Below are 24,762 nucleotides of genomic sequence, written 5' to 3' on the forward strand. Positions count from 1 at the left end.
TTACACTCCTATCATCTTGTGTTCTTATCTAAAGCATAATTTCTTTTACCAAAGATTCCTGTACCGACACGGACCATTGTGGCACCTTCTTCAATCGCTACTTCATAATCATTGGTCATACCCATAGAAAGTACGCCCATATGGATATTATCAATGTTTTTGTCTGCAATGTCAACAGATAATTTCCGAAGCGCAGAAAAAAATTGTCGATTTTTCTCCGGGTCATCTGTATTCGGCGCAATCGTCATCAGGCCCTCTACAGTGACATTTTTGAACTCTGGAACTTTATCGATAAACCCCATGACATCTTCCGGCATGAGACCGAATTTTGTGTCCTCTTTTGCCATATTGACCTCCAGAAGGACCTTCGCTGTGACCTGCTTTTTCGCCGCTTCCCGGTCAATGGTCTCCAGCAGTCTGAGGGAATCCACCGAATGAATCAGCTCGGCTTTGTCAACGATATATTTGACTTTATTTCTCTGCAGATGTCCGATCATGTGCCACCGGATATCGGACGGAAGTTCTTCGTATTTTTCCGTCAGTTCCTGTACTTTGTTTTCCCCGAACACACGGATTCCCGCATCGTATGCCTCCCGGATCATGGCAGCCGGTTTCGTTTTGCTGACCGCGATCAGTGTAACATCTTCCCTTTTCCGTCCGCTTCTTTTGCAGGCATTTTGTATTTTTTCCTCTACAATCCTGAGATTTTCTGTAACAACTCCAGGCTCATAACATGTTTCCATCTCTTCTACTTCCTTTCTGCTTTTGCTATACAAGAATCTCATCATCCTGTACCGATTCCGCGTTCAGGACAATTCTGTCATAGTTGGACAGCTGATTGCTGCTTCCGTTTCCGGTAATATAGTAGTCCTCATTTTCAGCCGCGATATCAATGGAGGTAAAGACAGCATAACCGCTTCCGGCTTCATAGACCCCTGCCTGGCTGACTGTCTCAGACAGCGTTCTTGTATTATTGGAATCCTGCATCTGGATCACTGTGCCCTTTGGCAGATTTTCCGCTTCGATGCATGCCATATTTTTTTCCGTATCTGTATAGTAGACATCCGCCGCCCGGAAACTTGTTTCCCCGTCATTATAGACAAGCACGCCCTGCTCATCTGTCTCGCCGTTGCTCACAATATATTCTGTCGGAACTTCATAGCAGTCCTTTTCCACAACCGCGGATTTTGGAATTTTGAGTCCCTGTGCGTTTTCAATGAGAATCTCAATGTCCAGATAACGGTCGGATGCGTAGCGGATCATCGAACTGTCCAGTGTCAGGTATGCGTAATAGGTGTCCTTGTCCTTCTTTTCCATCTGAAGGCCCGCAATCATTTCTTCATCATCTTTTAAAAAACGGATGTTGACACTGCTGCGGTCCAACAGAGACTCTGCCGTATCCGCATCCATTCTTACAACCAGATACCATTCTTCTCCTGTCACAATCTTGTACATGCTGTCTCCTTCACTGACTTTCCGGTTCTCATGCACCTCCGTCCTGGTATAGCTGCTTTTATCAAAATTCTTGTCTGTGACCTGGTCGGTTGTCATGCTCTCATAACCGTCTACCTCATAGACAAGAATTCCATCCGTCTCACTTGTACAGTTCTGATAGCTTCCTTCTTCCTGCTCTTCAAGAGCCGCTGTCATTCTGGAAGTTCTGGTCTGGTCTGTTTTCCGGTCAAGCAGATTCTGTATCGTACTTTTCAAGGAGTACGTCTCGGAAAAAGATGCCTCCCTGTAGTTGTCCGCAAATGTGCGGACCGAAGACAGAAGCTGTCTCTGCTCATCCTCTGTAAGCTGTGTTTCTCCTGTCTCTTCCTCCCTGTTGCTTAAATCCAGTTTCTTATCGGAAACAGCACAGACACTCTGACCTGCTGAAATCTTGGATTCCTCGGGCTGATAGAAATTCAGATAGCCGCTTTTCGACGCCTCCACAGTCTGCTCTGTCCGGACTGCAAATCCGGTATAGGATACATTCTTAATAATCGATCCCTGCCCTACTTCATAGTATGTCGTCGGCCGGTTGGTAACCGAAACCACCAACTCTACAATCACATAGATCAGGATAACGGCAAACAGAATGACTCCGATATTGATATTCCATTTTCTGCGGTATGACCTGATATCCGTAGTTTTCTTTCTGACTGCCAAATCATCTTCCTCCTAATTCCATTTCTTAAGCCTTGGTCCATTCCGGTAACAATAGAGATCCCCCTGCCGTACATTCCGCTTCTTCATCTCATCCAGCAGCATGTCTTTCAGCTTCCACCAGCTTGTATTCCAGTTGCAGAACACGGCATCCTTCTCCGGAATTCTGCTGAAAAACCGTTCGATCACCATATCCGGATCCAGCAGCCGGATAAACAGAATCAGGCGCTCCAGATACTCTTCCAGGGTGCAGATCTGAAACTCCCCGTTTTCATACTGCCCTGCAAGCTCTGTCCCTTTTGCCAGATAGAGAGAATGAATCTTGACGATATCATTACCAAGCACCGACAGAATTTTCGCTGTTTCCGCCGCATCTTCCCCGGTATCCCACGGAAGATTTAAAATCACATGGGTACAGATATCAAACGGATACTGTCTGATCCGCTGTACCGCATCGATATATTCCGCAAGGCCGTGTCCCCGTCTGACTTTTGCAAGGGAATGGTAGTTGACTGTCTGAAGTCCCAGTTCGATCGTGACCGCAATTCCCGTCTCCTGCATCCACTCATGCAAAAAAGCCAGGTAACGGCTGCTGATACAGTCCGGCCTGGTGGAAATCGATACTTCAACGATATCTTTCACCTTTTCCGCTTCCCTGATATAGGAGCAGAACGTCTCAAACGGAAAGTATGTATTTGTATAATTCTGAAAATATGCAATAAACTTCTCTGCGTGATATCGTCTTTGAATATATTCTTTTGTCTTTTCGAGCTGCACCGCAACCGGTACAGCCCCTTCCATGGCCTCAAACCCGGTGCCTTTTTCCGAACAGAACGTGCAGCCGCTGCCGCCCTCTCTGTTCGGGCATGTCCCGGGAAGATTGACCGGAAGTTTATATACTTTTGCGTGATACTTGTCTTTCAGATACTGACTGTATGATCTGTATAACTGCTCTTCCATCGTCACTGTCCTTTTCTTCTCCTGTATATTCTTCTGTTTTCCGGTAATAATAAGGAAAGAATTCATAAAGGAGGATTATCATATATGAAATGGTTTGATAACATTGCACTGACACTGGTAATCGTAGGCGCCCTGAACTGGCTGCTGATCGGCGTATTCCGCTTTGATCTGGTCGCCTGGCTCTTCGGAAACCTGTCCATGCTGTCCCGTATCATCTATGCGCTGGTAGGTCTCTGCGGCCTATATCTGATCAGCCTGTTTGGACGGATACGTGGCTTTTCCGAAGATTAATTCTGCGTGCCTTCCAGAAGCGCATTCATATTCTGATAAAGGATATCTCTCGATCCGGCACCCATCACGATGGAGATGTATGGATGATCTGCCGAATTCCGGTCCAGAAGGATCAGGCAGTATCCTGCTTCTCCGGTCGTGCCGGTCTTGCCGCCCACTACAGTAACTCCTTCCGGAGCATTTACAATGCCTCTCGCATAATAGTTGGTTGGCTTCCACTCTTCTGTGCGGACACTTCCGTCCGCTTCTTTGATGGAAGCAGTATAGCTTTCCGCCTCGATGACTTTCATGAATTCCTCATTTTGAATACAGGTATTGAAAATCAGATACAGATCGTATGCTGTTGTATAATGATTATCATCATGCAGTCCGTGCGGATTGGTGAAATGCGTGTTAACCGCCATCAGCTCCTTCGCGCGGGCGTTCATTTCTTCCACAAAAGCTTCTTCCGACCCGGAAATATGTTCTGCGATCGCTGTCGCAGCGTCGTTTCCTGAAGAAAGCAGCAGGCCGTAAAGCAGATCGCCAAGCGTCAACTGGTCTCCTTCCTGAAGTCCGCACAAAGACGCATCTGCAGGAAAACTGGATGCTGCCGCATTCTCTCCGACTGTCACGACATCAGAAAGATTCCCTTTTTCCAGCGCAAGAAGTGCTGTGAGAATCTTCGTCGTGCTGGCCGGATACAGCCGGTCATGGATCTGATTGGAATAGAGCACATTTGCTCCGTTTAAGTCAAACAGTCCGGCAGCATGTACGTCTGTTGTGCCGCTGTACTGAATTTCATCCGTATTTTCGGGAGCCACACACAGACTGGTTGCCGCAAGCCCGTCTGCGGAAAATACCGAACCGCTGTAGTTCGCTTTTTCGTAGGATATCATCTCCGCATTCTTCTGCGCATGCTGCATGGAGACCGCATACACTCCGCCGCCTGCCGCCGCAATCAGCACCAGACAGATCCCTGCTGCGATCTGTCTCCTATGGTTCTTTTTCTGATTCTTCTTATTCCCGTGTCTGCGGCTGCGTTTCTGTCTGTTTTTCTCAATCCGTTCTCTTCTTTTTTGTGCTTCCTCTTCCCTGTAACTACTCATACATGAACCCCTTCATAGCATTTATACTGCTGTGTTATACTACTTATACATTTCTCTCCAGTCGAGATCTCCTCTGTCGATGGCCAGAATAATCAGTTCCGCCGTTGCAAGATTGGTCGCGACCGGAATGTTGTATGTGTCGCACAGACGGATCACATCATTGACATCCGGCTCATGCGGCTTCGGATTCGACGGATCCCGCAGGAAAATCAGGGCGTCGATCCCGTTCTGCGCGATCTGGGATCCCAGCTGCTGCTTCCCGCCAAGAGGTCCTGCCAGATATTTGTGTACATTCAGATTTGTAACTTCCTCGATCAGACGTCCTGTCGTTCCGGTTGCATACAGTTCATTTCTGCTTAGAATCCCTCTATAAGCAATACAGAAATTCTGCATCAGTGTCTTTTTTGAGTCGTGTGCAATGAGCCCAATATTCATGTTTCTCACTCCTTACTTATATTTTTTCTGCTGTAATCCAACATTTAATACCAGACCTATACCGATAAACATGCTGACAAGGGATGACATTCCGTAGCTGACAAACGGCAGCGGAATACCGGTATTCGGGAAGAGCCCTGTCGCCACACTGATATTAATGAAGCTCTGTATCCCGATCTGCGCGGCTACCCCGCAGCATATGATCCGGCCTCCTGTATCCGGTGCACGCATCCCTATTCTCATACATTGTATTACAATTAATAATAGCAGACCAATCACGATACAGCAACCCACAAAACCTAATTCTTCTCCTACAATCGCAAAGATAAAGTCGGTCTGCGGCTCCAGAATAAAGTTACCGTTCTTTACGGATGTTGTCGTATTATTGTTCAGGCCCTTTCCGGTCAGCCGGCCGGAACCGATGGCCATAATGGAGTTATTCTGCTGATACGCCTCATCACTGCTGTATTTTTCGGGCTGCAGCCACGCAAGAATACGTGTCTCCTGATACCCCTGCAGAATATCGATATCCGAGTGGACAATGAGGCTCAAAAGGATCACTGCCGTCGGAACTGTAATCAGAAGAAATATTCCGATAAATTTATAGCTCAGGCCTCCCACATACATCATAACGCAGAATACCAGAACAATCGAAATCGTTGTTGAAAGGTCCGGCTGCTTGTAGATCAGAAAGCATGGTACCGCCATCAGAAGTACTGCCTTTATGATCGTAACCGGCTTTGTAATCTCATCTTCATGATTCATAATATATTTCGCAAAGAACAGAACAAGCAGGATCTTTGCAAGTTCGGACGGCTGAAACGTCGTAAATCCAAAGTCAATCCATCTTGTCGCGCCGTTTACGTCTCTTCCGAAGAAACGTACAGCCAGAAGCATCGCGGTCGTCAGGCCGTAAAGGATCCACTGCAGATTCAAAATCCATACATAATCAATCATGGATACAACGGCCAGTGCGATCAATCCGATGACCAGTCCGATGATCTGTCTTCCCTGAACAGACTGCTTAGCACTTCCGATTACCATGATGCCCAGACATGTCAGGGCAAGCACGGAAATCAGCAGCGAAAATTTAAAATCTTTTAAACGGTATGGTTTCGTAAATTTCAGTATCTTCAAAGCTTTTCTCCTGTCAGTGTAATGGTAATCCGGGAACGGGTGACTGAAACATCAAAGGTTTCCGGAGTTGTATCAATGTATTTTGATACCGTCAGAAACAGTTCTTTCTGGAACAGTTCACATACATTTGGGTTACAATCCATTCTGTCGGATACGAGAACCGTTCTGAGGCGGTCTTTTGCGATCCCGACAGACGCTTTTTTTTCCATTCCTTCAAATAATCCCATTTTCTGCCTCCTGCTTAATTCTTTTTGAACAGATGTGTGAGCCGGGAGAACAGTCCTCCCTTCTCATCCATATCCATGAGAGGAACTTCCTCCCCCGTAAGTCTTCGGCAGATATTCATATAGGCTTTCCCGGACGGGGAATCATCACCCGCAACAGGTTCACCCTGATTTGTCGCGATCACGACCTGTTCATCATCCGGGATGGCTCCAAGAAGATGGATCGGAAGAATCTCTGTCACATCTTCCACAGACATCATGTCTCCGCGCTTTACCATGTCAATCCGGATCCGGTTGATAATCAGTTCAAGATTCCGGATCTGTTTTGCTTCCAGAAGACCGATAATCCGGTCGGCATCGCGGATCGCGGATACTTCCGGCGTCGTTACGACAACAGCACGGTCGGCTCCTGCCACGGCATTTTCAAATCCCTGCTCAATCCCGGCCGGACAGTCCAGAAGTACATAATCATACTCTTCTCTCAGATCAGCGGTCAGCTTTTTCATCTGCTCCGGAGAGATGGCGGATTTATCCTTTGTCTGGGCAGACGGGAGCAGATAAAGCCCCTCATATCTTTTGTCGTGAATGGCAGCCTGCTTCAGTCTGCATTTCCCTTCGATCACGTCAACCAGATTGTAGACAATCCGGTTTTCCAGCCCCATTACAACATCCAGATTCCTAAGTCCCAGATCCGTGTCGATGACCAGCACTTTTTTCCCAAGCTTTGCAAGGCCGGCCCCTATATTCGCGGTCGTCGTCGTCTTCCCGACACCGCCTTTTCCTGATGTAATAACAATAACTTCACCCATGTTCCTTCCTCCTAAGACCAAACTTGATGGAAAGACAACAGACAGGAGAAATCCGCCCCTGCCATGCCGCCTTCTTTCTTTCGTAATTTCCGCTACATCATCAGTCTCCTGAAACAACCGTTCCAAGGGATGCTGCATGTCCCGTCACGATTTCATCTTCTTCATCCAGCCCGTAATAGTAGCGGATAATATCACGCCCTATTTCAGAAGGATACGTAGAATTATAACCATTTGCGATACGGATCGCAAACGCAACGTTGGTGTCCTGTCCTGATGTAAATCCAACGAACAGGCCGTGGTTCGGATGTGTCGTACTCTGCTGTGCTGTACCTGTCTTTCCGTACAGCTCAAAGTCTCCGAGACTATTGAATGTGGAAGTGTTGGTAACCATTCTGCGCATTCCATTGTGAACTGCTGTCCATGTGGAATTCGCAATTCCTTCCACCTCATTTCTGACACTTGGCTCATAATCTTTCACAAGATTTCCGTTGACATCCGTTGTTTTATCAAATAATGACAGATTATAGACGGTCCCCTCATTGGCAACTGCGCTGATATAACGTGCAAGCCCTGATGTTGTATAGTTGTTGGTTCCCTGTCCAATGGAAGAACGTACTACGTCACTGTCGGAAATCTGCGGCTGCGACTCCGTGATTTCCAGCCCGGTTGTGTCTCCAAGGCCGAATTCCTCCGCATATTTCTGCAGACGCTCAATTCCGTATGCATCATTGTATTCTCCGCCTGTTGTTCCAAGACGGTAGCCTACTTCGTAGAAGAAATCGTTACAGGAGTGCTGAATTGCGCTTACTACACTTAAGCTTCCATGAGAGCCCGGATAGATCCAGCACCGTGCAATCGGAGAAATCTTATCAAAAATTCCGGTACAGGAAATCGTAGTTCCTGTGCTGATTACTTCCTCGGTCAGACCTGCAATGGAAACAAGCGGTTTATATGTGGAACCAGGCGCCGTCCGTTCCTGTGTTGCTTTGTTGTAAAGCGGACTCGACGTCATGGAGTTCAGCTGTGCATAATAGTCGGAATCCATCGTATTTGCCAGACGATTGTTGTCATAACCCGGATAGGAAACCATGGCAAGCACCTGTCCGTTGCTCGGATCCGTAATCACGATGGATCCGGTACACGGCTCCAGTCCCAGTTCGCCGGGCGTAATCTCCAGACTTTCAATCTTGCTCCGGATAAAGTTATAAGCAGCTGTTGAACCGGAACTTCTCAGCCGGTTGTACTGGGTTTCATCATATTTCAGAATATTCTGCTCATACAGGATACAGCAGACCTGGTTTCCTGAAATATCCCCGGATTTGATCATATATTCATAGATGATTTTTTCAAAATCACCGTCATCTCCAAGCACTTCTCCCACATACTGCACAATTGCCTGATAAATCTCGGAAGCGCTTGAATAGCTTGCATCCCCTTCCAGATAATCGGTCAGTTTTGAGGTGTCGATCCAGTTCTGTGAAATCGCATAATTCAGGTATTCATTAACTCCGATCGTCTCCTCTTCTTTCCATGCAAGATAGGTCTCATCGCTTGTATCGATTCTGTCCTCAACAAGGATTCCGGAATCATCTGTCAGAAGTGTGTCCACCACATAGTCCATGTAGGCTTTCATCCGGTCAGACAGATCCTGGTAGGCCGTCCCGTTTGCATTCTGCATTTCGGAAAGCACGGAACTGATCGCGTCTTCCTCTCTCCAGGAATAGGTCTCCAGAACCTCTTTTTCTGCAGTACCCGCATCACTTTGGGTAAACTGGCTTGTATCAATGATCTCGTTCTTGAAAAATGCATTATAAACATCTCCCACCGGAATGACGATGGAGTCTGCATCGGTTACATTGCTTGTATCATAGTCAAGACGGTTGACCATCTTGGAAAGCAGAATCGCCGCAAGCTTCTCTTCGAGAATATTGTAGGCGGCAATCTGAAGATCCGCGTCAATTGACAGGTATACATCATTTCCTGCCTTTGCCTCTGTCACCTTCTCGGAATCGATGACCTTTCCGACATTGTTAACGTAGATTTTCGTCTCTCCTTTTTCTCCCTGAAGAGTGCTGTCCATTGCTTTTTCAATCCCGGCCTTTCCGACAATATCTGTCAGAGAGTAGGATTCCTGCTCTTCCTCGGAAAGTGCATTGTACTCATCCTGGGAAATCTGTCCGGTATAGCCGATAATCGATGCAAAATATTTACTGTTATTATACTGGCGGATGGAGCTCTCTTCGATGCTGACTCCTGTCAGCTCCTCCTGATTTTCCATTATTTCCGCCACTGTCGTATCACTGACATTTGTTGCAATTGTCGTTGCAATATATTTCCGGTACTTGTTCAGGCTGATCGCATACCGGATATTGACAAGCTTCAGAATATCCGATTTCTCGTAATCGTCCTCATTGATTCCGTATCCGTACGTCTCATCGGTGCACAGATAGTGGATAATATCTGCCGCTGTATAGTTTTTCTGTTTCTCGGACAGCTTGTCTATCGTAGCATACCCAAAAATGTCGGCAATAAACCGAAGACGCGCTGTGCTTTCCGTAGAAAACTCATACTCACCGCTGTCATTGAGGACAATACCGAAGCTGTTGATGATGGAGTCCCCGTTTTTCTCGATAATATCGATTACTCTGCGGACTGTTGCGTTCAGCTCCTTGTTTTTCTGCTTAGTCGTATCGTAATCCCCGTTATCTTCGATCGTTACCGAATAGGCAAGAACATTGTCCGCCAGAACTGTTCCGTTCCGGTCGAGAATCCGTCCTCTTGTGCCCTGTACTTCTCTTGTTTTCTGAATCTGGAGTTTGTAGTCGTTCAGATAGCTCTCGCCTCTTACAATCTGAAGATAGAACACTCTCTGCACCAGAATCGCGAACATCACGCAGAATACAATACTCGCGATAAACATTCTGGACTTTACAAGCTTGATGACTGTTTCCTTTATGCGTTCCAAAATATTAAACAAACCTGCTTGCACTCCTTTTTTCTTCTTCTACAAGTTTACGGTTAATTCTTAAAATAAGCTGATATACAATCAAGGTGATAATGACTGTATAGAGCATCTCCGGAATGATGACGTGCCCGAGATAGTAAAGAAAATGGAAATCACTCTGGAGCATGAACTGGAAAAAGTAGACCAGTATTCCATATACCAGCTCACTTCCCCCGATCAGAAGAAGCGGCAGTTTGATATTTTCATCATAGTAGAGCTTCTGGAAAAATCCATTGGCATATCCGATCACTGTGTATAATAAAATATAAAATCCAATATACTGTCCGAAGCTGATATCAAGCAGAAATCCGCTCAGCACTCCAACGAACATCCCCTCTTTCTTCCCCTGCATAAATCCAAAGGCTGCCGTCAGAATGATCAGAAGATTCGGCTTGATCGAAGCAAGCTCAAGATAGCTGAATATCGTTGTCTCCAGGAGGAAAAACACGATCACAAGAGCTGCCTCAATGACTTTGCGTTTTACAGCCAGCATGAGTTGTCTCCTTTCTATTCACCCGATGAATCGCTTTCTGTCTGATTTCCATTGTCGATCAGATCCTGTTTTGTCGTTGTAATGACAAGAACTTCCTGCAGCTTTTTGAAATCTACCGCAGGGATGATATATCCGGAACGGGTCAGATTGTTTGAATCCACGTTGACCTCGCTGACATATCCTATCAGAAGCCCCTGCAGATATTTACTGCTGATATTGGACGTTACAATCTGTTCTCCAACTGCAACTTCATTTTCATTATTTGCCAGCTGCTCAAACTGTACAACACCGTTGTTGATCAGCTTCAAATCTCCGCTGACAATACACTGGTCAAAGGTTGTCATGACCATGGCCGATATATTGACCTCATCGATAATCGAACGCACAGTAGAAGAATGCGTATTGACCTCTGTCACAATTCCGACAAGTCCGTTTCCGCTCAGGACATTCATATCTTCACGGATTCCGTCCTCGCTTCCTTTGTCGATCGTAAAGGAAGTAAACCAGTTGCTTCCGTCATTCGCGATCACTCTCGCTCCTACTTTCGGGTAGTCGGATGTATTCTGATCCATCTTGTATAAATCATAAAACCGCTCCAGCTCCACTGCTTTTTGCTGCAGCTGGTTATTTTCCGCTTTCAGATTTTCATTCTGTTCTTTCAGTGTTTCATTTTCTTTCTGTACACTTTTCAGTGTGGCAAAATTATCCGCCACATCGTTGACCCATGTCCCGATCACATTGATCCCTTTCTGCATCGGGACCACCGTATAATCTGCGATCGCCCGGAGCGGGCCGCTTTTGACATCTGCAAAAAAGGTCGCCGCCATGCACACAACGCAGGCAGCCACGATGATCAACAGCCAGTATTTACTTTCCAAACCTTTTTGATTTCTTGTCTTCATCTTATCTCATCCACCTATAATTTTCGTCTTTCATGGAATATGCCAGATCCTTCAGATCGTCCGACAATAGAATATCACGCACTCCCCGGATTGCGCTTAAATGGGGCTCTTTAACCGTATAAAACGGAATCCCCGTTTTTTCCTCCATATATCTGTCCAGACCTTTTGTACAGGCAATGCCTCCCGTCAGACAGATTCCCCGCTTTCTGATCGCCGCAAGCACATCCGGCGGAGCCTGTTCCAGCATCAGCGACACTGCTTCCCCGCAAGGCTTAAGGAACTCTTTCACAGCGGTTCTGACAATATAGTCCGGGATCTCCTTGATTCCGGGTCTTGACCGAACCAGGTCTCTCCCTGCAGCCATTACCGCGTGTCCCTGTTCTTCTCCAAACACGCTGCTCTGAATCCGCACAGCCTCTGCTGTCAGCCTGCCAATCACAAAATCCAGATGCCTCCTGACGAGAGTAATGATGGCTCTGTCTATGGAAGCCCCTCCGGTCTTTAACAGACGGTTCAGGACAATCCCGCCTCTGGACAGAACAGAAATATCCGTTGTCTCGCCTCCGATATTGACGATGGCCGCTCCGGTCTCCTGTTTGATATCAATCCCGGCTCCAATCGCATCTGCGACGCCCCGCTCCACGATGCGGACCTCTTTTGCCCTGGCCGAAGAATAGATCAGCAGATCAAAAAACGCTTTCTTTTCCATCTCTGTCACATCTGTCGGAACCGCAATCACATATTCTGTCCCTCTGGAGAAGAATCCCTCCTCTGTCTTCAATTCACTTTCCAACAGGTACTGCATCTCTCCGATTCTGGAAATCACACCTTCCTTCATCGGAAACTCGATTGTAATTTCCCCCGGCGCCTTTTCATACATTTCATAGGCACGGTCGCCTGTTGCAAAAATCTCTGTCTCATTCCGGACGGCTACCGCATTTTTTACGGTCCGGATCCGGTTTTCCTTTTTATCATAAATCTTTAACTGATACGTACCAAGATCCAGGCCATAAATACTCCTAGCCATCTTCGTCCCAGTCCCTTCTATTATTTATATCCACCCTTTTTCAGCAAGGCTCACATACGACCGGTCACCGATAATGATGTGGTCGATCAGCGTGATTCCGATCAGTTCTCCCGCTTTCGCGATCTTTTTCGTCACAAGGATATCTTCCCTGCTCGGCTCCGGATCACCGCTCGGATGATTATGCAAAAGTATAATCATCACCGCATCTTTCTGTAATGCTTCTATAAACAACTCTCTGGGAGAAATCACAGACATATTGACTGTCCCCTTGGAAATTCTTGTCTCACCCAGAAGCTTTGACTTTGTATTTAACATCAGCAGTTTCAGTTCTTCCTGTTTGAGGTGACGCATATCTTCCATATAATAGGAAGCGATCGTCTCCGGCCTGTCAAAACAGAGCGGCTCTTTTGCTTTCTCTTTCGCAATTCTTCTTGCAATCTCACAGAGGCAGAGAATCTGTACCGCCTTAACCTCTCCGATTCCCGGAATTTTCATCAATGCCTCTTTCGAGTAGGAAGGAAGCCTCGTAAGCCCGCCCTCTTTTCCGTCCGGGTAAAGCACTGCTTTTGCTGTCTCCAGCACATTGCCTCCTTTCGTACCGCTTCTTAAAAGTACGGCCAGAAGCTCAATATCGGTCAAGCTTTTTGCACCAAAACGTCCACATTTTTCATATGGACGTTCCTCTTTCAGTAACTCTTTCATTTTTTGATTCATACTCTTTTGTAAACTCTGATGATCGATTCAGTAGATTATAAGAAGCGATAAATAATGATAGAAAGAATCATGCCAACAATGCTGGCGATAGAAATATTCACACTCAGTCCCAAAGTGAGAACCAGAATTCCAAGATCCAGTACAACCGGCTGCTGCAGGCCAAATGTCTGACCGTACGAAAGCCATCCAAGTCCGGGAATATCCTGTGCGAGCATCCCTATAAATCCGCCCAACACAATACCTGCCAGAAGCATCAGGAAAAGTCCCCATCCATTTTTGCTTCCTGCTCCTTTCATCTGTAACCCTCCAAACTCTAGTGTTTTACAAACCGCTTTTATTCTAACACACTTCAAAAAAAGTGTATAGACTTTTTGTGCATTAAATTTTCCTTAAGAATCGACAACGTATTTTTTATGGGTAATCCTTTTCCCTTCCATAAAATAAACCTCCAAACTGATAAGTCTATCTTACATCAGTTTGAAGGTTTACACAAACTTTGGGATACTCCCTAAACAAAGCGAAGATGCCGCTTGATCATCTAGTCTGATGATTTTGCGACACCTTCATCAGCATTTTTTCTGAACTAGCTGTGCTCATTATTCCATACTTTTATAATAATCAATTACATTTACAAAAGGGATTACAATTTTTCCGTTATTAAAAATATTAGCCGTAAGTGTTTCTATTTTCCCTCTTGCAATCCCAATAATGGCCGCCGCTCCATTCACTGCTACAAGTTGCTTAAATTTCTTTTCACTAATGCTTCCCTGTGAAAGAAATGCTCCCTCCAGTGACAGTTCCATTATGAATTTATGCTTTTCTGATTGTTCAACTTCAATTTCAAAATCAATATTCATTATAGAAAAGATACCGTTATCATCCGTTTCAAAATATGGTTCATTTATTGTAAGTCCAAAACTTCTTTTTGCATCCTTTTCGATATCAACTATATCATTCTTAACAGTAAGATTTTTGATTGTTGCTCCAACCAGTTCTATACCTGGCGCAACTATGTTAAATTTCATTACGCAATCGCCTCCTTGTCAAAAGAATATGATGATATCCATTCTCTTTTCACTTTTTTCTTCTCCGCTCTCTCAGAATCCCATTTGACAATCGAATAATCTGATTTCTCAAGTGGTTTTTCTAGTGCAATAGATAATTCTAAATGAAGCTTTTGACAAATATCATTTAATGCTTTCACTGTAAAATTATACTCTCTGCCTTCCCATTTAGAAACCATTCCTTGAGTCACGCCCATGTATTCTGCAAATTCCTTTTGGGTCATGTCCATTTCAAGTCTACATCTCTCGATCTGTGCAGAAATCTTTGCTAACTCAACAATCGTTTTCACTTCAGATTCTGACAATCCTTCCGAAATCCAATTTGTTTTTTTTGCATTTGCAAGTTTTTCCGCAATTCCCATTATTCTATCCTCCGATTCTATTCTCTCTCTAGCTATCAAGCCATTTTATCCTTTGCAAAGCGGTCTTAATCGCTCTTTGATAGTCTCCCGTGTTTTTTTCCAAAAATGCTGTTAATAGTATTACAGCTCCCTCTTCAATTATGTAAATTATTCTTACATTTTTCTTTGATTCGGGATGCCTGATACTGTATAATCTATCAACACCAGTTAGTTTTTCAAATTGTGGCAGATCAATCGCCCGTTCCTTTTCTTGTTCCAGCACTGCCAAATCTTGAATAAGCTTTTTTTGATATCTTTCCCATGGCGGAATATCTTTCCAAGGTTCATCAACTGCTTTTTTAAATTCCTTCTTTACGCTTGAAATAGCAAAGGTATTTTCAATTCCTTTTACGCATATTTTTTCTAGCTCCACATTCAATTTCTCTCCTTTATCTATTTATAATATTACTTATAGGTAATAATTGCAATAGAAAATACTCTATTTCCTCATATCCATTTCTATTCATCTCTAAGTATTATGCATTTAACCTTTTCTACACAGTACCGCTCGTTTTCGGACAATGTTGTATTGAGACAAATGATTGTACTATGAATCTAAGGAGCATTCCTGTAATTCAGAAATATTGCCAATTGAATAAAAAAGAACCTCAGGGTAAGATTGAGTTGCATCTTGGCGGATGTAAACAAAACAATCATAAACCGGAGGTTCAAAATGAATTTAACACAGAATGACAGACTAAAGCAAGTAACAAGTGAAACTTTAATTGTTGGAGTTGATGTTGGATCACAAACTCACTTCTGCAGAGCGTTTGACTGGAGGGGATTAGAACTCTCCCGAAGAGTGTTCAAGTTTAGTAACACCGGAATGGGATTCCTTACTTTCCTTTGATGGACAGAGGAACTCATGAATAAAACTGAAATGAAAACTGTTATTGTTGGCTGCGAGCCTACCGGCTGTTACTGGCTTACTTTTCAGAAGTTCTTACAAGACCATGATATCCAGCTCGTAACGGTTAATCCGTTTGCAGTTAACAGAAGCAAGGAACTGGATGATAACAGTCCTGAGAAAAGTGATTTAAAGGATCCAAAGACCATTGCGTTACTTGTGAAGGATGGAAGGTATTCCACTTCTTATCTTCCAAGTGGAGTGTATGCTGAGATTAGAGAGGCTTCTGTCTGCAGAGACCAGCTCATGAAACAGCATGTGCGTCTGTCAAATCAGATACAGGGGTGGCTTCAGAAGTTCTTTCCGGAGTATTTTGAGTGTTATGCTGCTTGGGATTCCACCAGTGGACTTATGCTTTTGAAAGAGGCACCACTGCCACAGGATATTCTTAGAATCGGTGCAGGGGGAATCAATCAGATATGGCGTGATGCAAAGGTGCGTGGGGCAGGTATAAAGAGGGCACAGACCTTGGTAGAAGCAGCACAAAATAGCGTAGGATTGGAAGGCGGTGAGGCTGCAAGGCTTGAGATATGGATACTTATAAATGATTACATTCTGAAAGCGGAACAGCTTAGAAGACTGGATGAATACCTGGAAGAAAAAGTAAAAGAAGTACCAAATGTGGAGAAACTGCTCGCCATTAAAGGAGTAGGGATGAGTACTGTGATTGGCTTTATCGCAGAGGTTGGTGATATCGGACGTTTCACTGATCCCAAACAGATACAGAAGCTTGCAGGATTAGAGATAGTCAAGAAAAGCTCTGGGAAAAAGAAGGGGCAGCCAAGAATCAGTAAGAGGGGCAGGAGAAAACTACGAAGAACCATGTATGAATCAGCACGAGCGCTGATGAATTGGAATCCGGCATTTCAGGATGTTTTCCTTTATTACAGGAATAGACAGAAAAATCCGCTTGGTGGAATGCAGGCCAAGATAGCAGTTGCATGTAAAGCAATCAGGGTATTCTATGTAGTATTACAAACAGGCTGTGACTTTGACGAGGAGAAGTTCCGAAAGGATATCGTCAGGCCGGAAGCAGCCTAATACCAAAAAGCACATACTGTAGCAGATAACGTCCGCCAAGGATTCAATTGGTGCTGGATTACAGGAGTGCTCTCTATCAATGACAAAGCAGAGCGAAGCCGTTAAGACATATTTAATAGGGCATGACCCTGATAAGGAGCAGAAGCGGCATCCCACTATGGGTAGGCTGGACGAAGGAATTTAGGACCCTTGTAGTAGAGGATGATCCTGTTAGACATGAGAGGTTAGCAGCCATAGGGAAGAATGGGACACATAATCGCCTTCATAAAAAGATGACGTTTTATTTTGTGCACCTTTCTGACTGGAAACATACGTGCATTGAATCTGAAATGACACAGTTTTCGCCCATTAATGAATGCTTATCATTGTTTGTAACTTTATAAACCATTGCACAAATGGCTAAAATACAGGCTTTTTTGTGCAAAATAAATAAGAAAGTATAGAGAGGAATCTTTATGATTACATACGATCCTTTTTTGAATATATACCCCCTCGATGACTAGAAGCCAACGCTTTGTGCGATGGCTTCTTCTCCTTTGTTCTATTATGCAGGATTCCCCATTCTTATAATTATAAGGTGTTATGGCTGTTCATCATCAAAAACGACTCTTCCTGGAATTTCCGTTCTTCTTCCATTCTGAAATTCATCTTTCCACTCGGAAGTTCCAAAAGGTACATTCCAGGTCACTCGCTCCTCTTCTGTGCGCAGCTTACATGGAGGATCGAGTTTGTCTCCTCATCAACTACCAAAGCTTCAATCTCAGCAGAATGATCCAGCGGATACAAGAGAGGCTGGATATCCAGTTCCTCCGGTATCAGATTCTGACTGAAAGCTTCCACCTCATCTTCCTTTTCGTAATGCAGCGTATACATGCCGCCGGAAACCGGACCATTGGCACTGGATACAGGATAACTATCCAGCACCTCTATGGAATCCACCTTGTAATCTGCAAGCCTTTTCTCTGTATCAATGCCATATTCTTTGAGGAGATCACATGTCAGCTCAAAGAACGGGTAGACAAACATGTTCGTAATACTTCCGTCTGAGGAAGATCTGATCCTTGTATATCCGCACGGCAGCTCTTCTCCAAGCTGTTCCATCTTAAGTTCTGAGACATCCTGCCGGTACGCGTCAAGGAGAGCTTCTTTCTGATCCCCCGTGATCTGAAGGGCAGTTCCTCTTACACTGTCTTCCCATGTAAAGCGGTCTTCTGATACATCCTCAAGCTTTACTGCTGGATAGGCAATCCGCTTATATTCATCCGTCTCATATACTGATGCGAACATCTCCACCTGTTCTCTGGTCAGCGGATAAGAACGGTAATGGGTGCCGCCGTCCGGCATATAGTAGCAGACTTTTGCACGAGTGCAGGAACTGTCCGCCATACTGCTCTCACCGATGTCTTCCCTGATGATCTCCTGAAGCCACGTAAGCACTGCCGTGCGACCTTCTCCCTTTAGCTGATACCGCCTCAACTGCGCAGCCGTCTCATATTTTTCCTGATTTCCCGACACCTCGGCATAAGTCGAGCAATCCATACCGATCCCATCGATACTGATCCCGATGCTTTCTGCATTTTCCGGAAAGAGGGTGTCATAAGCGGAAGCTCCGGCAGGAAATGCCAGACCTGCTACAATTACAGCCGCTGCAGACAATACAAGCTGCCACTTTCTACGGAAAAACTTCACCTCTGTTCCCTGTACCGCATACTCCAACAGCAAATGTACCGCAAGAGCTATAACCACTCCGCCCACAGTACAGCCGATGATAGAACCGATGCCGACAGACGCCGGATCTAAAAAATCCGACAGAAAACTGCACATCCATAAGCCTGCAAGGAATGATACCAGTATCTGTACTGTCTGTTCTGCCGGCGCCAGAGTAAATATCCGCCCGGTCCTCTCTGTCTTTCTTTTCCTCTGCGCGAGTACGATGAACCCGAAAAGAACCACAATCCACAGGACAGCCGCTGCCACGGAAGAAATCTCCGGTGTAAATGTCAGCACAAACGGTTTTTCAAACACACTCATTCCGGTCAGATCAGCCGTGAGCCGCTCCGGTGACAGGACAGTATATAGCCATTCAAGAAACGGGTTTTTATAATATGTAACAAAATAATTCCGTGATAGCGCAGGGCATATATTCCCTGTCAGTATCGGAAAATATAGGATCATAACCGCACAGACGACTACTGCGGATATAATATTTCCGCAGATCACGGCGCACAGAATCCCTATGTGATAAAAGATCAGAAAGGACACCGCATATACAAAAATACTCTTCAGCGTGTAGCTTCCCGCATACACCCCGAACTGCAGATCAATAGCAGCCTGATAAATCCCGCATACTGCCATTATAAACATCAGAGGTACGATCACATTGAAGAGCCCGTGCACATACCGGCTCCAGAATATGGTTCCCCTGCTGACCGGCAAACTGTAGTAAAAGTCCTGCTGCTTCTGATGGAACAGATAGAAGAACTCAATGAAGGCGGTAAGAAGTCCGAGTCCCATGCAGATCCACCTGAGATCAAGGGCAGTGCCACCGATCCCGAAAAATGTATTTTCTGTGTCAAAACTCAGACGGGTCACGGCAAGGACGCCGTAAAGGATGAGAGTTCCCCACCCCAGAGCTGCCACAAGATGGCCTCTGCCTGCTTCTTTTACCCAGTTAATGAAGCACTTTGCGGATGTCATATCCTTTCACCTCCATCTCTGCGATAAATATTTCCTCTAGACTCATAGGGATCTCATTTAATACAGCAGGATGCTCCTCCTTCAACTTTGCCCTAATCTCCTCTTTATCCCCACGGACAGTCAAAGTGATAAAGCTTCCCTCTGAATGGATACGCACGATATCAAGGGTATTCTCAAGCCTGTCCATAATGTCCTGCAACTTCCCGCAGGATGACCACCCCTCTTCTTCTGTAATCTCGCCTTTATCAGCATTTGTATGAAATGCACACTGAAATTTCCACATATTCTCAGCCTGTACGCGCATATCTCCGGCAGTCACAAGTCCGCCTTTGTGCAAGATCGCGATATTCCCGCAGATATCTTCCAGTTCCTGCAGTCTGTGCGAAGCTACGACTACCGTAAATTTCCGCTCTTTCATCTCCTGCCGGAAGAGATTCTTCATCACTTCCGCCGCGATCGGATCAAGGCCGTCAAACACTTCGTCGCACAGCAGATATTTTGTTCCTGCACAGAGTGCGAGGATTAGGAATGCCTGCCGCTTCATCCCTTTGGAGAATGTACGGATCGGCTGTCTCACATCCAGGTTCAGTGATTCCGCCATGTATGTCACACCCTCTGCATCCATCCCTGGATATTGTCTCTGATAGAATTTCGCCATCTGTTCCATTGTGGCATTCGGAAAATAATATGGCGTGTCCGGCAGATAAAATATCTTCTCCGCCGAAACACTTAATGATTCATCATCTACAAGGATTTCACCAAAATCCGGCTCCAGTATTCCTGAGAGCAGACGGAGCATCGTCGTCTTTCCTGCACCATTCGTCCCGAGAAGGCCGAACATCATTCCTTCCGGAATATCAAGAAAGATATGATCTACAGCCGGTTTCCCATCGAATGTCTTTGTCAGCTCTCTCACGCTTATCATGTAATATCTCCTTGAAACATTTAATATTTTTGTAATAAATTATAACATGCCCTGCTGCTACTGTAAAGCTGACCAGAGACCTCTCCACCAGAACAGTAACCAAGAATAAAAATGCTCCGGCAGCCTGTCTTGCTGCTACAGCATAAGCTGCAGCAGTAATACAGAGTTTGCTGGAGCGTTAATATACTTTTATATTGTTTGCAAATATGAAAGAAAACCTTGAAACGAACCGATATTCCATGCAGTTCCACTGGTTGTGAATGCAAAATCAGTGACGTCTGCCTTTTGTAGTATACTTTCTATGAAAACAATAAAGGAGATGAAATCAGTATGCTGTTTATTCCCCTGTGACAGGGTATACGGAAGATGGAAAGGCCGTCTTGCCAAAAGCTCTTTGCTATGTATCTGACTGGTATATTGGATTTACCGTACTCACTGCTTACAAAGCAGGAACATATACACCAGGACTGGAAAAAGAACTTGTCAATGATAGTAATTTATCCAGTTCAGACATGAGTAAGTTTATTCAAAAGTTACTTACGGATTATACACATATGACACGCTCAACTGAGGATAAAGTATTAACATTTTCAGAACTTTATCAACTCTACTACAAGTGGAAATATAATGGCAAAAAAGTATATTCGGAGCAATCAAAATACTCTACACGTGCAGCTTATAAAAACTGTAAAGCGTTACACAATATACCAATCGATAAAATTACATATGAACAAATGCAGGATGTTGTTGATTCAATTCCTCTAAAATATTCTTCTTTGGATAACGTAGTCTTGCTGATGAAACAGATGTTTCGCTATGCAGCTGGAGTATCATTTATCGTTAGCAGGACAAAATTCCGCTTTTCAAGTTTTCAGCGACTGTCCGAAAAGTTATATATACGACAAATGCGATAGAATCATTAAACTCCACCTATCGGAGACTGAACCAGCAGAGAAGCGTTTCCCGAGCGATACGGCGCTGCTGAAAGCTCTGTATCTGGCTACCTTCGAAGCCACCAGAAGATGGACTACTACCATCCGGAACTGGGGTCAGGTATATGGCGAGCTGAGTATCATGTATGAAGGCAGGTTACCGGACTAAATGAACCTCCTGCTATATATAATATAGTCTTGAAACAGGTATTTGTGTTTGTTTTTAATTTCCACTTTCCTTAGTGTTAGTATACCACAGGCCTCCGCTTTATTTTAGCGTGAACTACTCGGTCTAAAGTACTGAATTTAATCCTTACATTCTCCTTTCCATGTTTAAAAACTTCTCCCGCAAATAACAGTCATAAAACGAAATCTTATATAATGCAAACAGAAAAAATCAATTCATAACAGTACCTTTCCCTCCATTACATGTTATAATAATCCTTAGCTATAATCTGAACAAAGGAGTTATTGACATGAACACAGAAACCCGAAACGAAAAAATCAATGCAATCCGGGAAAACATCGGAAAAGTCCTGGTTGGAAAGGAAAAGCTGACAGATCTGATTCTTACTGCCATTATCGCAGAAGGTCACATCCTTCTGGAAGACGTCCCTGGTTCCGGAAAAACAGTCATGGCGAAGTCTCTGGCCCGTTCTATCGACGCGGAATTCAGCAGAATTCAGTTCACACCGGATCTTCTTCCATCTGATGTAACCGGACTGAATTACTATAACCAGAAAGAGGGCGAATTTACATTCCGGGAAGGTCCTGTATTCTGCAACATTCTTCTGGCAGACGAAATCAACCGTGCGACACCAAGAACCCAGTCCGCGCTTCTGGAATGTATGGAAGAGCGTCAGGTGACCGTGGACGGTGTCACCTATCCTCTTGACCGCCCGTTTTTTGTTATTGCGACTCAGAACCCGGTCGAGACTTCCGGAACCTTTCCTCTTCCGGAAGCACAGCTGGACCGTTTCCTGATGCAGCTCTCCATGGGACTTCCAAGTGTTCAGGAGGAATGTGCCATTATGGAGCGTTTCCTGACGTCCAGTCCTCTGACAGAACTTGGCTCCGTCTGTACGGCCGAAGAACTCATCGAGCTTCAAAAAGACTATCTGGATATCCGTATTCATCCGATGCTGATTGATTATATCGCCCGTATTGTGCATGCCACCCGTACTTCCGGTGACTGTCTGGCAGGGGTAAGCCCGCGTGGTACTCTGGCTCTTCTCCGCGCCGTGCGTGCCTATGCCATGGTGCAGGGCCGGTCCTATGTTGTCCCGGAAGACATCAAGACGCTGGCCATCCCGGTTCTCGCACACCGCCTTGTCTTCCCGTCAGGTCATATTCTGGACCGGACAGCAGAACGGTTCCTGGAGGGCATTCTGGATCAGACCGAATTACCAACGGAAGAGTGGGGGAAATAATATGATCATCCTGCCAACTCTGTTTGCAGTCCTTTTACTTTATATTCTGCAGGCAGTCTATTACAAAAAATACTGGATGAGAGGTCTGGAATGCCAGATCCGGTTTCAGGATCATGCGGTCAATGAAGGAGACGCTTCCTGTCTTCTGGAGACAATCACAAACCGCAAACTGCTCCCTCTCACCACACTTCAGGTAAAATTTTCGGTCAGTCGGAAACTGAAATTTTCGGAAGCGGAAAATACTGCAACGACGGACAATAATTATCGGAACGACATTTTCTCCGTCATGTCCTATGAGAAAATTTCACGGAGTCTGCCGTTTACAGCGTCAAAACGGGGATGCTATCAGGTCTGGAATCTGGATCTGATTTCCTTTGATTTGTTCCTCATGAACAAATCCGTGATTTCAAGAGCGGTGGATACTTCCCTGTATGTATACCCGAAACCGGTTCCATTCGCGGAATTAAAAGCGCCTTTCCGCAAAATGATGGGAACAATTCTCACCCGGAATTCCGCGTTTGAAGATCCTTTTGAATTCCGCGGCATCCGGCCGTACCAGCAGTATGATCCCATGAAAGCGGTAAACTGGAAGGCATCTGCCAAGACCGGAGAACTGATGGTGAATGTACACGATTACACGGCCAGCCGTCAGGTTACCATTTTTCTGAATCTTGCCGACGATTCCAGCTGGCACTCGGAGCGCCTGTTCGAAAACGCCATTCGTCTGGCCGCCTCTTATGCGGAACTTCTTCTGGCAGAAGGGATTCCGGTACAGCTGATCACCAACGGGATCGATGCAATGACGAAGCAGACGCTGGTTCTTCCCGCCGGAGCCGGAACACACCATATCCGCACACTCAAGGAAGGGCTTGCAAGACTCAGCGACCGTTCGCAGGATCTGCCGGAGCTGGAGCCTTTGATTGCCGAAAAACTGTCTGTTACACACGGGGCGGATTTTTATCTTCTGATTTCCTATTCTCAGAACAGCCGCCTTCTCCGGACTTTTGACCAGCTTTGCCTTCAGTCCGAAGGTTCCCAGTGGATTGCTCCGCTTCACAATGATATGGAATTTCTCCAGGACCGCTGTCCTCATGCGGTCTCCATAAAATGGGAGGTGTCACGCATTGAATAAGTTATATCAGTTTTACTGCCGTCACTCTCTTGCGGTCTTTCATGTGATTCTCCTGGCCGCAGCAGGGGGTTTATGTCTGGTCAACTACTATACAAAAGATCCCTTTTTTGCCGACTGTGCATATGCCGTATTTGTCGTGGATATCTTCTCCGTGCTGATTCACACAAACCAGCAGGGAATATATGATTATATGAGAATGAACAAAGATGTTTCTCATGTACCGAAGCGGCAGATCTATCTGATTAACACTCTGCTGTTAACCGGATTTCTGATATTGACAGGCGGATGCATGTTCCTTTTTGTTCATCTTCCTTACCGTAATGTCATTGATGCGGTTAAAACAGTTTTTGTGGCTGTCATCCGATGGATTCTTCAGTTGCTGCTTCGTAAAGGGTCTGCACCGGAAGAAGAGATCATAACTCAGGAAACAGAGCCGTTTTTCCAGAATCTGCCCCGTTCCCAAAATGTTTCCTGGTTCGCCCGGATACTCGAGTATCTGTTTTTGATTATCGCTGTCGTTTCCATCGCGGCAATTCTGGTTCTGCTGCTTGTTGCGATTTACCGGAAGCTGACATCCAGGCGTGAAGGGACAGAACTGGACAAAAGGGAATTTGTCTCTCCGAAAATGGAGCGAAATAAAGTGAAACGGACTTCCTCCGGAGAAAAACTCCGTTTTTTTGACCGCAGTACGGAAGGGCGGATACGGAAACTGTATTATCGGTCCATACGCCGCCGGCTTCGTTCCGGAAAAACGCCGTCAAGATCCATGACCCCGTCTCAGATCGAAGCACTTGCCAGCCTCTCTCAGTATCCTGGCGCAGACCAGCTGCACGAGGCTTACGAAAAAGCCAGATACGATACGGAAGGCTGTGCAAAAGAGGATCTTGAAAAAGCAAAAGAAGGCGTGTCACGTCTTACGTAACAGGCATATTTGATTATACTGTAAAAACGGACTCTTCGGGGTCCGTTTTTTGTAAAGGAACCTTGACATTTTCTCG

25 protein-coding genes and 1 pseudogene are annotated in these 24,762 nt (G+C 45.3%); 7 read left to right on the forward strand and 19 right to left on the reverse strand.

From position 1 onward, the window contains the following. Window positions 1–11: 11 nt before the first annotated feature. Genes FGQ85_RS03380 through FGQ85_RS03390 form a run of 3 tightly spaced genes read right to left on the reverse strand, consistent with a single transcriptional unit; the run spans window position 12 to window position 3,111 of the window. Window positions 12–743: a YggS family pyridoxal phosphate-dependent enzyme gene (locus FGQ85_RS03380; RefSeq protein WP_087169375.1), complete on the reverse strand. Its 732-nt coding sequence runs from the start codon at window positions 741–743 to the stop codon at window positions 12–14. A gap of 25 nt (window positions 744–768) precedes the next feature. After that, window positions 769–2,154 carry an HlyD family efflux transporter periplasmic adaptor subunit gene (locus FGQ85_RS03385; protein ID WP_138372663.1) on the reverse strand — a complete coding sequence of 462 codons (1,386 nt, stop codon included), beginning with the start codon at window positions 2,152–2,154 and terminating at the stop codon, window positions 769–771. A 12-nt stretch (window positions 2,155–2,166) separates the two neighbouring features. Further along, entirely contained in the window at window positions 2,167–3,111 is a 945-nt protein-coding gene (locus FGQ85_RS03390; RefSeq protein ID WP_087252088.1) for a TIGR01212 family radical SAM protein, read from the reverse strand. An 84-nt stretch (window positions 3,112–3,195) separates the two neighbouring features. On the opposite strand from FGQ85_RS03390, the gene FGQ85_RS03395 reads away from it, so the two are divergent. After that, window positions 3,196–3,402, forward strand: coding sequence for a DUF378 domain-containing protein (locus FGQ85_RS03395; RefSeq protein ID WP_087169360.1), 207 nt, complete (start codon window positions 3,196–3,198; stop codon window positions 3,400–3,402). Here FGQ85_RS03395 and FGQ85_RS03400 read toward each other — a convergent pair. From FGQ85_RS03400 to FGQ85_RS03465, 14 genes are all read right to left on the reverse strand, one after another. Then, window positions 3,399–4,490: a serine hydrolase gene (locus FGQ85_RS03400; protein ID WP_171027873.1), complete on the reverse strand. Its 1,092-nt coding sequence runs from the start codon at window positions 4,488–4,490 to the stop codon at window positions 3,399–3,401. The genes FGQ85_RS03395 and FGQ85_RS03400 overlap by 4 nt on opposite strands. 39 nt (window positions 4,491–4,529) lie before the next feature. Next, window positions 4,530–4,925, reverse strand: coding sequence for a methylglyoxal synthase (locus tag FGQ85_RS03405; protein WP_087169359.1), 396 nt, complete (start codon window positions 4,923–4,925; stop codon window positions 4,530–4,532). Window positions 4,926–4,937: 12 nt separating this feature from the next. Next, window positions 4,938–6,062, reverse strand: a complete 1,125-nt coding sequence (locus FGQ85_RS03410) for an FtsW/RodA/SpoVE family cell cycle protein (RefSeq protein WP_138372664.1) — start codon at window positions 6,060–6,062, stop codon at window positions 4,938–4,940. Further along, complete coding sequence (locus FGQ85_RS03415) at window positions 6,059–6,289, reverse strand: cell division topological specificity factor MinE (RefSeq protein WP_087169357.1); 231 nt, start codon at window positions 6,287–6,289, stop codon at window positions 6,059–6,061. The genes FGQ85_RS03410 and FGQ85_RS03415 overlap by 4 nt, the downstream gene beginning before the upstream one ends. 14 nt (window positions 6,290–6,303) lie before the next feature. Further along, window positions 6,304–7,095 (reverse strand): septum site-determining protein MinD, encoded by a 792-nt coding sequence (gene minD, locus FGQ85_RS03420; RefSeq protein ID WP_087251936.1) that lies wholly within the window; start codon window positions 7,093–7,095, stop codon window positions 6,304–6,306. A 100-nt stretch (window positions 7,096–7,195) separates the two neighbouring features. Beyond that, window positions 7,196–10,060: a penicillin-binding transpeptidase domain-containing protein gene (locus FGQ85_RS03425; protein WP_347563039.1), complete on the reverse strand. Its 2,865-nt coding sequence runs from the start codon at window positions 10,058–10,060 to the stop codon at window positions 7,196–7,198. Between the two features lie 4 nt (window positions 10,061–10,064). Beyond that, window positions 10,065–10,592, reverse strand: a complete 528-nt coding sequence (gene mreD, locus FGQ85_RS03430; protein ID WP_087169355.1) for a rod shape-determining protein MreD — start codon at window positions 10,590–10,592, stop codon at window positions 10,065–10,067. A gap of 14 nt (window positions 10,593–10,606) precedes the next feature. Next, window positions 10,607–11,494, reverse strand: coding sequence for a rod shape-determining protein MreC (gene mreC, locus FGQ85_RS03435; protein WP_138372665.1), 888 nt, complete (start codon window positions 11,492–11,494; stop codon window positions 10,607–10,609). A gap of 1 nt (window position 11,495) precedes the next feature. Continuing rightward, window positions 11,496–12,521: a rod shape-determining protein gene (locus FGQ85_RS03440; RefSeq protein WP_087251937.1), complete on the reverse strand. Its 1,026-nt coding sequence runs from the start codon at window positions 12,519–12,521 to the stop codon at window positions 11,496–11,498. 24 nt (window positions 12,522–12,545) lie between these two features. Then, window positions 12,546–13,223, reverse strand: coding sequence for a DNA repair protein RadC (gene radC, locus FGQ85_RS03445; RefSeq protein ID WP_330616933.1), 678 nt, complete (start codon window positions 13,221–13,223; stop codon window positions 12,546–12,548). Between the two features lie 47 nt (window positions 13,224–13,270). Beyond that, window positions 13,271–13,531 carry a DUF4321 domain-containing protein gene (locus FGQ85_RS03450; RefSeq protein ID WP_087169351.1) on the reverse strand — a complete coding sequence of 87 codons (261 nt, stop codon included), beginning with the start codon at window positions 13,529–13,531 and terminating at the stop codon, window positions 13,271–13,273. Window positions 13,532–13,831: 300 nt separating this feature from the next. Beyond that, window positions 13,832–14,260 (reverse strand): hypothetical protein, encoded by a 429-nt coding sequence (locus FGQ85_RS03455; protein WP_138372666.1) that lies wholly within the window; start codon window positions 14,258–14,260, stop codon window positions 13,832–13,834. Then, on the reverse strand, window positions 14,260–14,661 hold the full coding sequence (locus FGQ85_RS03460) for a helix-turn-helix transcriptional regulator (protein ID WP_087168888.1): 402 nt from the start codon (window positions 14,659–14,661) through the stop codon (window positions 14,260–14,262). The genes FGQ85_RS03455 and FGQ85_RS03460 overlap by 1 nt, the downstream gene beginning before the upstream one ends. A 28-nt stretch (window positions 14,662–14,689) precedes the next feature. Continuing rightward, on the reverse strand, window positions 14,690–15,073 hold the full coding sequence (locus FGQ85_RS03465) for a type II toxin-antitoxin system RelE/ParE family toxin (protein WP_158099179.1): 384 nt from the start codon (window positions 15,071–15,073) through the stop codon (window positions 14,690–14,692). Between the two features lie 492 nt (window positions 15,074–15,565). On the opposite strand from FGQ85_RS03465, the gene FGQ85_RS03470 reads away from it, so the two are divergent. Next, window positions 15,566–16,648 carry an IS110 family transposase gene (locus FGQ85_RS03470; protein WP_243128477.1) on the forward strand — a complete coding sequence of 361 codons (1,083 nt, stop codon included), beginning with the start codon at window positions 15,566–15,568 and terminating at the stop codon, window positions 16,646–16,648. 684 nt (window positions 16,649–17,332) lie between these two features. On the opposite strand, the gene FGQ85_RS03475 is transcribed toward FGQ85_RS03470, so the two are convergent. Both FGQ85_RS03475 and FGQ85_RS03480 read right to left on the reverse strand, forming a co-directional pair. After that, entirely contained in the window at window positions 17,333–19,345 is a 2,013-nt protein-coding gene (locus FGQ85_RS03475) for a DUF6449 domain-containing protein (RefSeq protein WP_087168891.1), read from the reverse strand. Beyond that, window positions 19,320–20,270 carry an ABC transporter ATP-binding protein gene (locus tag FGQ85_RS03480; protein WP_087168892.1) on the reverse strand — a complete coding sequence of 317 codons (951 nt, stop codon included), beginning with the start codon at window positions 20,268–20,270 and terminating at the stop codon, window positions 19,320–19,322. The genes FGQ85_RS03475 and FGQ85_RS03480 overlap by 26 nt, the downstream gene beginning before the upstream one ends. Before the next feature lie 380 nt (window positions 20,271–20,650). Here FGQ85_RS03480 and FGQ85_RS03485 point away from each other — a divergent pair, with 380 nt between their 5' ends. The 5 genes and pseudogenes from FGQ85_RS03485 to FGQ85_RS03505 all read left to right on the forward strand — a co-directional run bounded on the left by FGQ85_RS03485 (window position 20,651) and on the right by FGQ85_RS03505 (window position 24,686). After that, window positions 20,651–21,184: a hypothetical protein gene (locus tag FGQ85_RS03485; RefSeq protein ID WP_138372667.1), complete on the forward strand. Its 534-nt coding sequence runs from the start codon at window positions 20,651–20,653 to the stop codon at window positions 21,182–21,184. Beyond that, window positions 21,151–21,371: pseudogene (locus tag FGQ85_RS03490) on the forward strand (transposase); the annotation flags it as partial. The gene FGQ85_RS03485 and the pseudogene FGQ85_RS03490, both read left to right, overlap by 34 nt. Window positions 21,372–21,678: 307 nt before the next feature. Further along, window positions 21,679–22,632, forward strand: a complete 954-nt coding sequence (locus tag FGQ85_RS03495) for an AAA family ATPase (protein ID WP_087168894.1) — start codon at window positions 21,679–21,681, stop codon at window positions 22,630–22,632. A gap of 1 nt (window position 22,633) precedes the next feature. Beyond that, window positions 22,634–23,764, forward strand: a complete 1,131-nt coding sequence (locus FGQ85_RS03500) for a DUF58 domain-containing protein (RefSeq protein ID WP_138372668.1) — start codon at window positions 22,634–22,636, stop codon at window positions 23,762–23,764. Next, complete coding sequence (locus FGQ85_RS03505; RefSeq protein ID WP_138372669.1) at window positions 23,757–24,686, forward strand: hypothetical protein; 930 nt, start codon at window positions 23,757–23,759, stop codon at window positions 24,684–24,686. Before FGQ85_RS03500 ends, FGQ85_RS03505 begins: the two co-directional genes overlap by 8 nt. The last annotated feature ends 76 nt before the right edge of the window (window positions 24,687–24,762 follow it).

The sequence above is a fragment of the Pseudoflavonifractor sp. BSD2780061688st1 E11 genome (assembly GCF_005844125.1).
Taxonomy (GTDB): domain Bacteria; phylum Bacillota; class Clostridia; order Lachnospirales; family Lachnospiraceae; genus Sellimonas; species Sellimonas catena.